At 66.1% G+C, this 13228-nt stretch carries 7 protein-coding genes; 3 read left to right on the top strand and 4 right to left on the bottom strand.

The features are described from left to right. Positions 1-4: 4 nt before the first annotated feature. The 3 genes from PX52LOC_RS34515 to PX52LOC_RS34505 all read right to left on the bottom strand — a co-directional run bounded on the left by PX52LOC_RS34515 (position 5) and on the right by PX52LOC_RS34505 (position 6128). Positions 5-433, bottom strand: a complete 429-nt coding sequence (locus PX52LOC_RS34515) for a hypothetical protein (RefSeq protein ID WP_149114342.1) — start codon at positions 431-433, stop codon at positions 5-7. A gap of 8 nt (positions 434-441) precedes the next feature. Continuing rightward, positions 442-1809: a circularly permuted type 2 ATP-grasp protein gene (locus PX52LOC_RS34510; protein WP_149114341.1), complete on the bottom strand. Its 1368-nt coding sequence runs from the start codon at positions 1807-1809 to the stop codon at positions 442-444. A 134-nt stretch (positions 1810-1943) separates the two neighbouring features. After that, positions 1944-6128 carry a tetratricopeptide repeat protein gene (locus PX52LOC_RS34505; RefSeq protein WP_149114340.1) on the bottom strand — a complete coding sequence of 1395 codons (4185 nt, stop codon included), beginning with the start codon at positions 6126-6128 and terminating at the stop codon, positions 1944-1946. Between the two features lie 48 nt (positions 6129-6176). On the opposite strand from PX52LOC_RS34505, the gene PX52LOC_RS34500 reads away from it, so the two are divergent. The 3 genes from PX52LOC_RS34500 to glgP all read left to right on the top strand — a co-directional run bounded on the left by PX52LOC_RS34500 (position 6177) and on the right by glgP (position 11263). Then, complete coding sequence (locus tag PX52LOC_RS34500) at positions 6177-7739, top strand: hypothetical protein (protein WP_149114339.1); 1563 nt, start codon at positions 6177-6179, stop codon at positions 7737-7739. Between the two features lie 28 nt (positions 7740-7767). Continuing rightward, positions 7768-8523 (top strand): gamma-glutamyl-gamma-aminobutyrate hydrolase family protein, encoded by a 756-nt coding sequence (locus tag PX52LOC_RS34495; RefSeq protein ID WP_149114338.1) that lies wholly within the window; start codon positions 7768-7770, stop codon positions 8521-8523. A gap of 172 nt (positions 8524-8695) precedes the next feature. Continuing rightward, positions 8696-11263: an alpha-glucan family phosphorylase gene (gene glgP / locus PX52LOC_RS34490; protein WP_149114337.1), complete on the top strand. Its 2568-nt coding sequence runs from the start codon at positions 8696-8698 to the stop codon at positions 11261-11263. Positions 11264-11343: 80 nt separating this feature from the next. Here glgP and mutL read toward each other — a convergent pair whose 3' ends face one another. Next, a complete protein-coding gene (gene mutL / locus PX52LOC_RS34485; RefSeq protein ID WP_149114336.1) occupies positions 11344-13206 on the bottom strand; it encodes a DNA mismatch repair endonuclease MutL in 1863 nt (620 codons plus the stop codon). Positions 13207-13228: the final 22 nt, after the last annotated feature.

The following is a 13228-nucleotide window of genomic DNA, read 5'->3' as shown; positions in this document are numbered from 1 at the left end:
GCACTCATTCGGAGGTGAAACGCATGGACGCACAGATGGCGTCGAGGACGGGTTCGTTTTTCTCGCGGTCGTACTCGCCGAACTGGCACAGCACCAGCGTCGGGCCGCCCGGCGTGTCGAACGCCCGCGTGCGACAGGTGATCGACATGTCTACGGTCAGGAAGTCGATGTTGTGCCCGACCGCCGGGAGGCCGTTGAACGATTCGATCGCGTTCTCGGCGTCCAGTTCCTTGTACTCTTCGCGGATCGCTACCAGGGCTTCGTCGGCGAGCTCGGCCGGGTCGGCGGCGTCGGGGCGGAAGCTCACGAGGACGAACGCCAGTTCGTTACTCTGCACGGTGGCGGTCCAACTGACACCGTCTTCTTCGAGGTCGAGGTTCCAATTGCTCGGGTACTGGAACTGAATGCCGGAGCGGTTGAAGGTGCTAATCATGGCGCGGCTCACGGAGTCGATGCGGGCGGGAAGATCATGGTCGGGACCATCGCCCCGCCGCCCGCGGTGACGTTGACCAGCGGGAGCGTGGACAGCCGGGTGAGGCAGCCGAAGGCGTTGTCGTCGGCCCCCATGAACGGGCAGGTGTCCAACCACCGCGGGGCGAACAGGAGCATGTCGTTCTCCCACGACGGGAAGATCTCCGTCGGCAACTGGATCCGCTCCTGCACAATGTACGGCTCGGCCAGCGCCGCGGTCACGGCGGCGTCCCACGCGGCCGGGTCCACCATCCAGCCGAGGACAACCGCCCGGCCGCCGTAACTGTCGTTCGGCTTCAGGACCAGCCGATCCTTGTTCTTGATGATAAAAGGGATCAGGTCCACGACCTGCCCGCCGTACTGCGTTTTCCGCTCCTCGACGAACCGCGTCCACGGGATGTTGTCGCGGATCGCGCTCCGCTGCACCGGCGTGAACCAGTCGCCGTTTTCCTCGTCGCTCAGGAACGCGAAACTCGCTTTTTTCCCCGGCAGGCGGCACGAGATCGGGTTCACCACGCACACGGCCCCGGCCCGCGACGCCTGGATGAGCGGGTGGTTCATCCCGCACTGGCTGATGAGTTCCACCATGAGCACCCGCCGGTAGACGAGGGTGATCGGCTCGCCGTGGGCGGTGAGCTGGCGGCCGTCGAATTCGAGGTCGTGCGGGGAGAGGATGCGGGTCGGGTGGCCTTCTTCGCGGAAGTGTTCTTGCAGGAGGACGAAGTCCGACCGGGTCGGGACTTCCTCCCAGTCCACGATGGCCAACCGCGGCGGCTCGTGCGAGTTGCCGGCCCAGTCGCGGTAGGAACTGAGCAGCGACGCCAGCACGCCGGACCGCGTCGGCAGGCTGACCATCGGGTACGTCTTCGAGAAGATGTCCATGACCGGCATCTTGCGGAAGGCGTTCGTCATCGCGTCGGTGAAACCGGCCCCTGCCGGCGACTGCGCGTTAATTTCGGTGAACCGTAACCGGCCGTCGTCGGCGATGAACCCGTCGAACCGGGTGATGGGGCAGGGGTGGGAGAATCGCGTCTGGATGTCGAGGAGTTCTTCTTCCCAATCGAGGAGGCGAAATCGCGAGCGGATGGCCGGTTCGGCGATGGCGATTTCCTGCATCCGCCGGAGGGCGGTGGCCAGGATGTTCGACCGCGAATCGATCAGGCGGCGCTGTTCGGCTGTCAGGAACCGCGGCCGGAGGACGTTGCACAGCGGCCGGGTGCCGAAGTACAGGCCGTGCTTTTTAAGCTCCTCTGACAACACACCCCACGAATCGGCCGCGATGGTGCTATGCCCCAGGAGAGCGTGGTAGCGCTTGACGGGGTCGTCGGCGGGTGTCATCGGTGGTTTCGTTGTACGAAGGACCGTCGTGGCCATCATCGGCTCGACTCCGCGGCCGGGATTCGGCGACCCCGTCAGGGGGGATGTTGATGAAACGTCGCCGAATTTCATCACTGCTCATTATCCGAACCCGATCACTGAGCGCGTTCGAAATTTTGTAGCAGTTGCCGGTCGAGCGGGTGAACCGCCTTCGCGTCGAGGCCGCGCTTCTTCGCCTCCTGGAACGCGACCGCACCCTTCGCCGGCTGTTGCTCGCGTTGGGCGAGGGCCAGGTGGAAGTACCGCAACGGCGTCTTCTCCTGCTTCAACGCCTCCGCGGCGTCCTGTTCGGCGAGGGCGAACTGCCCGGCCGCGATACGAATACGAGACCGGGTGTCGAGCAGTTCTCCCGTAAGCCCCGATTCCGTCGCCGCTCGGTCGAGGAGAGTTTGCGCCTGGGCCGCGGCCTCCGGCTTCGGGGCGAGAATCCAGGCGAGGTTGTTCAACGCGACCGGGTTCCGAGGGTCTTGCTTCAACACCGCCTCGTAAATTTTCGTGGCGGCCGGGAGGTCGTTCGTCAGGGTGAAGAACTCCGCGTCGGCCAACCGCAACGACTGAGACGCCGGTTCCTGGGCGATGGCCTCGTCGAGCCACGCCCGGAGTTGGACCTTCTGCGGTTCTCCGACGCCGCCGGCGTGGGCGGCATCGACCCCCGCGAGGGCACGGTAACGGACGGGCAAAACCTTGGCTGACCGCTCGATCGCCGCGAAGGCGTCGGACACTCGGCCGTTCGCCGCGAGCGAGTTCGCCAAAGCGGCCAACACTTCGGGCCGGGCGTGCAGGATCGACTCGTACTTGGTCACGGCCGCGTCCACCAACTTCGCCGCGGCCGGGGTCTTCGCCACGCCCGGCAGCCGGGAGCAGTCGTCCAGGAGCGCCGCCGCCTGGGCCGACTTGCGCGTCTGTTCGCCGGCCGCAGTGTCGGCCGTGCGCTCGTAGCGGTCGGCCAGGGCGTTTGCACGGTCTGGGTGGCCCCGCTGGCACTCGAAGTGGGCCACGGCCGAGACGACGCGGAAGTCGTTCGGGGCGACGGCGAGCAGCCGGTCCGCGAACGGTTGGGCCGCGTCCCGCTGCTGGGCGTCGTTCAAGATGCCGAGGGCGGCCAAGAGGTACTCCACGTTGTCCGGGTTCGTGTTCAGCAACTTCTGAATCGCGCCGACGGCCTGCGTCGTTTGACCGGCCGCCCGGTAGAGTTGACTGAGGTTGTACAGATCCCGGGCGCTCGACTTGTCGGCCTTCGCCGTCATCTCTTCGAGAATCGCGACGGCCTTCGCGAGCACCGCCGAGCGGTCCGAACCGTCCAGGAAGCGGTAGAGCGAGGCCATCACCGCGACCGTGGTCCGCTTGTCCTCGACGGTGTCGCCGACATCTTCGACCAGTAGTTCGAAGGCCCGCTTCCGGTCGCTCGGCTCGCCGCGGACGGTGAGCAACATCGCGAGTTTGCGGCGGCCCCAGGCTCCGTCGGCGGCCGTGATGTGATCGTTCGCCAGGAATTGTTCGAGCAACCGCACGGCCTCCGTCCGGTTCAACTGGGCCAGCAGAATCGACAGACGCGCCTCGGCGGAGGTGCGGAGTTCGGCGGCCGAGTCGGTCGCGATGACGGCCCCCTTGCCGACCCGGGATTCCGTGAAGGACGCGGCCAGACTGGCGAACGCGGGCGGAGGCAGCTTTGCCTTCGCCGCCAAGACCACGGCCACGCCGGCCTCCCGCCCAGAGACTTCCGCCTTCCGAATCGCGTACCGCAGCCAGTCGTCCGGCGTCGTGCCCGCGACGGCAATGGCCCGTTCGCACAGCGAGAAGGCGTCCTGCGGCCGCTTCAGCTTCGAGTAAACGTCCGCGAGCCAGCCGAGGCCGCCCGGTTGCCGTTCGATGTGCGGCCGGCACGCGGTCAGGAGGCGGTCGGCGGTCTTGGAATCGCGGACCGACATCAGCACCGAGTGCGCGACGCGGAGGAACGGCTCGCTCGCCCAGCGGGGGTCGGTGGTCAGTTGGCCGACGTAGCGGGTCAATTCCGCGTCCTCGCCGTGCCGCACCAGGAAGGAGAGATAGGCTTTCGCCGGGTCGAACTGGAGTGGTTCCAGTAGCACGGCCCGCGCGTAGAGGGCGGCGGCCTTCGGCAACTGCGACTCGCGCTCGTACTGGCGGGCCACCGCGATGCAGGCGTCGCCGCGGTTCGGCTTCTCGCCGAACGACTTGAGGGCCGAGAGCGAGGCTTCGCCCTTCGCCATCTCCCGCCAGGTGGTGCAGAGCGCGTCGCTTTCGGCCGGCTTCCCGTCGAGTTTCTGAAGGGCCGCGGCCGCTTCCGTGGCCGTGGCTTCGTCGCCAGCGGCCCACCCGCGGCGGCAGAGAGCCAGCCACCCGGTGGTGTCGCGGGGCCGGCGAGCGGCGAGCTTCTTGTACAGTCGGATCACGTTCGCACCGTCGCCCTGGCGGTCGCTCAGATCGATGAGCCCGTGGAGCAGCCGCGTTTGGTCTTCCTCGGTCCACGACTCGGTCTGCGTTTCCAGGTTCGTGATCGGCCGCAGTTGGGCCGGGTCGCGGACGTACAGTTCGGCCCGGGCGAGGCGAAGGTCCGCGTTGTCGCCGACCGCCCCTTGGGCTTCGTCGAGGATCGCCAAGCCGGCGGGAACCCCGGTCGTGTCCGCGACGGCTTCGGACAGCTTCACCCAGACGCGGGGGTCGGTGGCGTGCTTGACGAGGGTCTTTTGCAAGATGTCCACGCTGGCACGCGGTTTCCCGGCGGTGCGGGCGTAGTCGGCGAGGATCAGGCCGCCATCGGCGGTCTTCTGCCCGAGGCGGTTGGCGAACTCGACCGCCTGCCGTTCGAGGTCTTTCCCGGCACTCGCGGATGCGGCCCGCCGGGCCTTCAGTTGAACGAGCGTGTCGATCACGGCCGGCGATGCGGCGGCGTTCGCGGCGGCGGTTTCGTACTCCCGCACCGCGTCCGCAAACTTCCCGGCGTTCAGGAACGCCTGGGCCACCGCCACGCGGGCGTCGAGGTTGGACGGTTCCTTCAGCGTCACCATTTGGAGGCACTCGATCGCCTTGGCCGCGTCGCCGGTCTGCTGGTAGCAGGCCGCGAGCAGGAGGTTCGCTCGCGTTTCGAGGACCGGCAGATCGAGCGATTCGGCCCGCAACGCGGTGAAGACGGCGATGGCCTCGTCCCACTTCTGCCGCTGCATGGCGAGGCGGCCGCGGAGGTAGTTCGCCCGCGGCTTGACGTTCTTGCCGCGTTTCGATTCGAGCTTGTCGATGATCCCTTGCGTCCGCGAGGCGTCGCCCGAGAGCATGAGCAGGTCGGCCAGCGGGACGACGATTTCGATGCCGTCCTTGGAGCGTTCGAGGGCTTCTTCCAGCACCTGGACCGCCCCCGGCAGGTTGCCGCGGTTGACTTCCAGCCACGCCAGGCTCAGACTCAGACGCTCGTGGTCGGGGTTGTGCTTGAGGCCGTCGAGATAGCTCGCGCGGGCGGCCAGCACCTCGCGGTGCCGCTGAAGGCGTTCGCCCCGGAAGAGCGCGACATCCGGGTTGGTCGGTGCGAGTTCGCCGGCGCGGTTCAGGTCGCTCAGCACCGGGTCGTCCTTCAGGGCTGGCACGGCGGCGGTCGGCTCGGCCGATCGCATGAGGAACTTCGCCCGGTCGAGATACGTTTCTGGCCGGGTGGGCAGGGCGGTCACCATGCGGTCGTAAGCCGCCTTCGCGTCGGCGATCTTCTTGTGGTCGTACCAGAGGAACTCGGCGTAAACTTGATACCCCACCAACTCCTGCGGGGCCTTCGCGATGGCGGTTTCGAAGCTCTTCTGGGCCGCGTCGAACTGCCGCTGCCCGACCTGGGCACGGGCGAGGTGTCGCCACGCGGTCGCGTCGTTCGGCGATTCCTTAAGGTAAACTTCGGCGTGCGCCGCCGCGTCGGTGTAGCGGTTGAGTTGCAGGCAGGCCACGACGGCTTCGAGCCGCACGCTCTGCCGGCCGGGGTCGGTGCGAAGAATCTTGTCGTACAGGAAGACGAGTTCCGAGCGCGACGATTGCCCGGACCGCTGCCGCAGGAGTTCGGCGAGTCGTTCCTGAATGTCGGCGTCGTTGGGGCGGAATTCGAGGTACTGTCGCAAGTAGCGGACGGCCGCGTCCGGCTTGCTCGCGTCGGCAGCCCGCTCGGCCTGTCGCTTCAGGGCTTCCGGGATGCGGCTCGCTTGAATCGTGTGCGCGCCGACGAGTAAGCCCGCGAACAGGGCGAGCACGAAGAACAACTGGAACAGGAACCGCTTGTTGATCGTCGGCATCGGTGAAGCATCCTTGCGTCGAGCCAATCATCCGTCGGGAAGTTGGGAATGGTAAATCGTGAGAATGAGCCGGGTCAAGGCCAACGTCCCGGGCGTCGGTTCTTCCCGCCGGAAGCGCTGTTCTTCCTGGCCGCCTGGATCGGGTGCGCCGTCGCGTTCCGGTCGCGGGGGCTTGCCGACCCTGGCACCTTGTGGCACGTTCGCGTCGGCGAGTTGATCTTCCGCGACGGCATCATGCGGACCGACCCGTTCACGTTCCCGTTCGCCGGCCGGACCTGGATTCCGCAGCAGTGGGGCGGCGAATGTCTGATGGCCCTCGCCCACGGCGTCGGCGGATTCGATACGATCTTGCTCGGCTTCTCGCTGCTGATCGCCGGGTTGTTTACCGGCATCTTCCGCCGCTTCCTCGCCGGGGGCATGGGCGTGCCGTTGGCGGCGGTCGCGGCCGGCTTCGCCCTCGTCGCGGCCGGCTTCCACTTCTACGCCCGCCCGCACATGGCGACCATCGTGCTGATGGCCGTCGTCGCCGCTTTCCTGGTCGATTTCGACCGTGGCTGGCTGACGCTCCGGCGGATGGCGTGGCTGATCCCGATTCATGCCGTCTGGACCAACATCCACGGCGGGATGCTCGGCGGTCTGTTCACGATGGGGTTGGCCGCCCTCGGCTGGGGCGGGACGTTCGTGTTGAAGAAAGACTCGCCCCTCCGGTCCTGGACGGAGGTGGCCGGAATGGCGGCGTTGATCGCCTTGTGTGCCGTGACGATGTTCGTGAACCCGATCGGGCTGGAACTGCAACGTACCTGGTTCCGCATTGTCGGTTCACCGGCGATGGCGGCATTCGTCGCGGAACACAGCCCGTTGGACCCGACGCGGGAAGGCGATCAAGCGGTGCTCTTGTTCGCACTCTTCTACGCCGCGTTGCTGTTCTCCGTGGGATTTCGGCGGTGGCGCGTGACGTGGCTGCTCCCGGTCGTCTGGTTCGTGCTGACGCTCAAGGGCATCCGGCAGGGGCCGCTGTTCGTGGTCGTCGGGGCCGTCGTGGCCGCCGACATCTGGCCGCACACGGCCTGGTACCGGTGGCTGAAGGCGTCCGGCGATTCCCTCACGCGCGACCCGGCGGACGTTCTGCCGAAGATTGGCTGGCCAGGGCGAACCATTCCTGGCATACTTATAGCCGTCGCATTGGTTTCGCAGGCTGCCCGCGTTCCTCTCCCCGTGATCGGCAGCGGTTGGGCGAAACTCGATTCTCCCGCGATGCCGATGGATATGGTCGAACCGCTCCAGGCGTTCGCTCGTACCGTACCGGCGGGGACGCCGATCTACAACGACATGAACTTCGGCGGCTTCGTGATCTACTTCGCCCCGACGCTGAAGAACTTCGGGGACGATCGTTTCGAGCTTTGCGGCGACGAGTGGCTGACAGATTACGTCGAGACGATCGGCAAACATCCCGAGCGGTTCGACGGCTGGCAACGCCGGTACGGCTTCACCACGGCTCTCCTCTCCACGTCCGAGCCGCGGGAACCGCTCGAAGAGTACCTGATACAATCGAGTCGGTGGCAACGGATTGCCCAGGGGCGGACGGCCGCCCTGTATCAACTTCGCCCTTAGTGATATCGTACCGCGTGGAGATTCCGTTATGGCGAAGCGGCCGGTCATCGGCATCGTGATGCAATCGCAATCCGCCATCCCCGGCGAACGACCTGCCGCGTGGCTGATGAGCCAGCGGTACATTGAGGTTCTCGAGTCGTTCGGGGCCGTGCCGTGGCTGATTCCCCTGCTCACGAACGACTCCGACACGCTCCGCGAAATCTTCGAGCGGCTCGACGGCCTGTTCCTCGCGGGCGGGGCGGACATCGAGCCGAGCCGGTACGGCGAAGCCACACGCCCGGTGTGCGGCGGCACCGATGCGAACCGGGACGCCGTGGAGATTTCGCTCATCCGGCAAGCCCTGGAATCGCGGACGCCGATCTTCGGCATTTGCCGCGGGCTGCAAATCTTGAACGTCGCGTGCGGCGGGTCGCTGTACCAGGACATCGCCACGCAGGTTCCGGCCGCGATCAAGCACGACTTCACGGCAGCGCAACAACACCTCGACCGGACGGCCCAAGTTCACGACGTGACGGTCAAAGCGGGGTCGCGGTTGGCCGACTTGCTCGGTTCGGCCGTCCTTCCCGTGAACAGCATCCACCATCAGGCCGTGAAAGACCTGGGGAAAGACCTGATCGCCACCGCCTTTTCGCCGGACGGGGTGATCGAGGGGGTGGAAGGAACGACCGGCGGTTATGTCCTCGCGGTGCAATGGCACCCCGAAGAACTTGTCGAGACTACCCCCGCAATGCGGAGACTTTTCTCCGATTTCGTGACCGCGGCGGCCGAACACCGGGGCGATTAAGCCATTCGACCCGGTGTGTTTAAGGCCGTTCTTACGCCCACTCAGACTCGAATTGAAAGATTCTCCCACATTCTCTAAACTACCAACCGCGCAGTTCTCCCCTGTTGCTCGTAACCACACCGCGACTTGTCTGAGCCGCGGTGTTCCCGTTTACGCGATTTGAGGAACTTTCATGCCCGTTCGTTCGATCCGCACCTACACCGTTCTGCCGAGCATTCCTGAACGCCTCAAACCGCTTCAGGTCCTCGCGAACAACCTGTGGTGGTGCTGGAACGCGAATGCCGTCGCGCTATTCCGACGGATCAACCCGGACCTGTTCGAAGCCCTCGACCACAGCCCGATCCGTCTGCTGACGACGCTGGAGCAGAAGCGGTTCGAAGAACTACTCGACGACGACGGTTTCCTCGCCCACATGGACCGCGTGGCCGAAGCCCTCGACCACTACATGAAGGCCCCGACCTGGTACGAGGAAACCTATAAGGCCGAGAAGGACGCGAAGATCGCCTACTTCTCGGCGGAGTTCGGCATTCACGAGAGCGTGCCGATCTATTCCGGCGGCCTCGGCGTGCTGGCCGGCGACCACCTGAAGAGCGCCAGCGACCTCGGCCTGCCGCTGGTCGGCGTGAGCCTGATGTACCGCGAGGGGTACTTCCGCCAATACCTGAACGTGGACGGCTGGCAGCAGGAACGGTACCCGGAGAACGACTTCTTCACCCTGCCGCTGATCCCGGAACTCGCCGCGGACGGCTCGCCAGTCATCGTTTCCGCGCCGCTGCCGGGCCGGGACGTCTTCCTGCGCATCTGGCGCATCCAGGTCGGCCGCGTGCCGCTGTACCTGTTGGACGCGAACATCCCGGAGAACCGGCCGGAAGACCGGGCGATCACGTCGCAGTTATACGGCGGCGATTCGAACACCCGCATCCAGCAGGAAATCATCCTCGGCATCGGCGGCATCCGGGCGCTCCGCAAGATCGGCCAGAAGCCGTCGATCTGCCACATGAACGAGGGCCACGCGGCCTTCGTCAGTCTGGAGCGGATTCGCGTGCTCATGGAAGAGAACAAGCTCTCCTTCGAGGTGGCCGCGGAGGCCGTCAAGGCGGGCACCTGCTTCACCACGCACACGCCCGTGCCGGCCGGCAACGACGCCTTCCCGGCCAGCATGATGGACCACTACTTCGCCGACTACCTCCCGAAACTCGGCATCGACCGTGCCCAGTTTTTCTCGCTCGGCCGTATCCGCCCGGAGAACAACGACGAGCCGTTCAGCATGACGGTGCTGGCCATCAAGCTCGCGAACGTCTCGAACGGCGTGAGTGCCCTCCACGGCGAAGTCTCCCGCGACATGTGGAACGGCATCTGGCCGACGCTGCCGAAGGGCGAAGTGCCGATCGGGTCCGTCACCAACGGCGTTCACACGCAGACGTGGCTGGCCCCGGAACTCGCCCAGCTGTTCGACCGCTACATCGGCGTCCACTGGGAAGAGGAGCCGACGAACTTTGACATCTGGAAGCGCGTCGAGTCGATCCCGGACGCCGAACTGTGGCGGACGCACGAGCGGTGCCGCGAGCGGCTGATCGTTCTCGCCCGCGCCCGCCTGAAGGCCCAACTGAAACGCCGCGGCGCGCCGCCCGCGGACGTGGACCGGGCCGAGGAAGTGCTGGACCCGGAAGCGCTGACCATCGGCTTCGCCCGCCGGTTCGCCACCTACAAGCGCGGCGACCTGATCTTCCGCGACATCGAACGCCTACTGCAACTGACGAACAGTACGCAACGGCCGATCCAGTTCGTATTCTCGGGCAAGGCCCACCCGAAGGACAACGGCGGGAAGGAACTCATCTCCCGCGTGGTGCAGTACGCCAAGCGGGAGGAACTCCGCCGCAAGGTCGTGTTCCTCGAAGACTACGAGATGAACGTCTGCCGCTACTTGGTTCAGGGCGTGGACGTGTGGCTGAACAACCCCCGCCGGCCGCACGAGGCTAGCGGCACCAGCGGCATGAAGGCGGCCGTCAACGGCGGCCTGAACCTGAGCATCCTCGACGGCTGGTGGTGCGAGGGGTACGACGGCGAGAACGGCTGGGCCATCGGCTCGGGCGAGGAGTACAAGCACGACGCTGAGACCTACCAGGACGACGTCGAGAGCCGGGCGCTGTACGAGATTCTGGAGAAGGAAGTGCTGCCGATGTTTTACCAGCGCGGGGCCGACGGCCTGCCGCGGCAGTGGATTCGGCGGATGAAGCGGTGCATTGCGACGCTCGTGCCGGTGTTCAACACGAACCGGATGGTCGAAGAGTACACCGAGAAGAGCTACGTGCCCAGCCATCGGCGGTTCCGCACGCTGGAGGCCGACCACCTCAAGAGTGCCCGCGAGTTGGCCGACTGGCGGAAGAAGATCACCGGCGACTGGCGGCAGGTCCGCGTCGAGAACGTGGACGCCCCGAACGGCGACCTGTTGCGGGTCGGCACGACGTTCCCCGTCAAGGTGACGGTCCAACTCGGCACCATCGCCCCGAAGGACGTGGAAGTGCAACTCTGCTACGGCCTGCTCGACGCGATGGGGGAGGTGGCCGAACCGAAGCCGTTCGTGTTGTCGCCGAACGGCTCACCGGAGGCGGGCAAGGTGAACTTCACCGGCACCGTCCCATGCGCGGCCAGCGGCCAGTTCGGGTTCAGCGTCCGCGTGCTCCCAAAGCACGCGAACCTGAACCACTCGTTCGAACCGGGCCTGGTGACGTGGGGCTGATCGCAGTGCGGAATGCGGAGTTCGGAGTGCGGAATGAAAACCAAGACTGCTTTAGGTTTTCATTCCGCGTTTCGCACTGGTTAGATTCGTCGGAACTGTCGATCCAAATCCTGCCGGCTGAACAGCAATGATGTCGGCCGGCCGTGCGGGCAGTGGTGCGAGTCTTCGGCCATTGCTCGCAGTTCCAACAGGTGCGAGATCTCTTCGGGTGTCAGCGGGTCGCCGGCCTTCACGGCGGCCTTGCACGCCATCGTGGCGAGCAGGTGGTCGAGCATTACTTCCTTCGGCGGCAACTGCTCCTTCGTCACGAGGTAGTCGATCACGCCTTGCAGAATCTCGTGCGGCGGCCGGCGCGACAACAGCGTTGGGTAGCTCGACAGGATGATCGTGTTGCCGCCGAACTCGCCGACTTCGAGGCCGAGGTCCGCGAGAGCGTCTTTCGCTTCCAGCACGACCGCGACGTGGTTCGCCGGCAGGTCGATCGGCTCCGGGATGAGCAACCGCTGCACTTCGAGCTTCCCGTCGCGAATCCGCCGTTGCAGTTGTTCGAACAGGATGCGCTCGTGCAGGGCGTGCTGGTCGATGACGAGCATCCCGTCCGGCGTTTCCATCACCAGGTACGCATCGTGTAATTGCAAAGCCGTCCCGGTCGCCGGAATCGGGAATTCCACCGGCGGGGCCGAGGGCTGTGGGGCAACCGGCGGGGGTGGAGGCGGTTCGGCCGCACGGGGCGGCGGGGCCACGAATGGAATCGACGGCGTGCGACTCGGTGGTGGAGAGTACGAAAACGGCAGGTCCGGCGGCGGAACCTCGATCTTTCGCGCGGGGATCGCCTCCCACGGTGCAAGGGTTCGTTCGGCGAGTTCCCGCCGCGGCGAGAACAGCGTCGGCGAGGGGAGAGGGGCCGTCAATGGCTGTTCCGCCACCGTTAGCCGCGGCACGAGGTTTTCTTTCAGCAGCCGATTCTTGATCGTCGCCCGGATGAGCGAGAAGAGCAGCGAGTTCTCGCGGAACCGCACTTCCGCCTTTGTGGGGTGGGCGTTCACGTCCACCTGATCCGGCGGCACAGTGAGGAACAGGAACGCGACCGGATGGCGGCCGGTCATGATAAGGTTCCGGTAGCCTTCCTGAATCGCGTAGGACAGGCTGCGGTCGCGGAACCACCGGCCGTTGACGAACAGGTATTGCAACTTCGCGTTACCGCGGTCGATGGCTGGGTCGCCGATCCAGCCCTGGAGGCGAAGGCCGTTATCGTCGGCCGGGCCGGAATCGACGTGGTAAAGGCCGTCGCGGACGTTCCCGCCGAAGAAGAGGGCCACGCGGTCGGTGAAACTGGCGCTCGCGGGGATGTCGTAGACGAGCTTGCCGTTGTGCCGCAGGACGATGTGCAAGCCGGGGTGCGAGAGGGCGAGCCACTCGACGATGTCGGTCGTGCGGCCGATCTCGGTGGCGGCGCTCTTCAGGAACTTCTTGCGGGCCGGGACGCTGTAGAACAGGTGGCGGACCTCGATCCGCGTGCCCGGCGACCCGCCCCATGGCCGCACGTCGCCGACGATGCCGCCGTCGCACTTGATCTCCGCCCCGGCCGGCTCTTCGGCCCGCCGCGATTGCAGCGTCACCTTCGCGACGCCCCCGATCGACGCGAGGGCTTCACCGCGGAAGCCCTTCGTGAGGATGCGGAACAGGTCGTCGGCTGATCGCAACTTGCTCGTGGCATGGGCGGCGAACGCGAGGGGCAAATCGGCGGCATGAATGCCGTGGCCGTTGTCCACGACGCGGATCAGTTCCGTGCCGCCCTGTTCCAGGTCGATGTCGATTCGGGTCGCCCCGGCGTCGATGCTGTTCTCGACCAGTTCCTTGACGGCGCTCGCGGGCCGTTCGATGACCTCGCCGGCCGCGATCTTCGTGACCACATCCGGCGGCAACAACTCAATCCGGCCCATGCGCGATCCCTGAGGAGGTTCC

Source organism: Limnoglobus roseus (assembly GCF_008254045.1).
GTDB classification, from domain to species: Bacteria; Planctomycetota; Planctomycetia; order Gemmatales; family Gemmataceae; genus Limnoglobus; species Limnoglobus roseus.
This window is presented reverse-complemented; position numbering and strand designations above follow the sequence as displayed.

Coding starts and splice junctions, on each gene's coding strand:
- PX52LOC_RS34515 (WP_149114342.1), bottom strand. CDS start 433: ATGATTAGCACCTTCAACCGCTCCGGCATTCAGTTCCAGTACCCGAGC.
- PX52LOC_RS34510 (WP_149114341.1), bottom strand. CDS start 1,809: ATGACACCCGCCGACGACCCCGTCAAGCGCTACCACGCTCTCCTGGGG.
- PX52LOC_RS34505 (WP_149114340.1), bottom strand. CDS start 6,128: ATGCCGACGATCAACAAGCGGTTCCTGTTCCAGTTGTTCTTCGTGCTC.
- PX52LOC_RS34500 (WP_149114339.1), top strand. CDS start 6,177: ATGGTAAATCGTGAGAATGAGCCGGGTCAAGGCCAACGTCCCGGGCGT.
- PX52LOC_RS34495 (WP_149114338.1), top strand. CDS start 7,768: ATGGCGAAGCGGCCGGTCATCGGCATCGTGATGCAATCGCAATCCGCC.
- glgP (WP_149114337.1), top strand. CDS start 8,696: ATGCCCGTTCGTTCGATCCGCACCTACACCGTTCTGCCGAGCATTCCT.
- mutL (WP_149114336.1), bottom strand. CDS start 13,206: ATGGGCCGGATTGAGTTGTTGCCGCCGGATGTGGTCACGAAGATCGCG.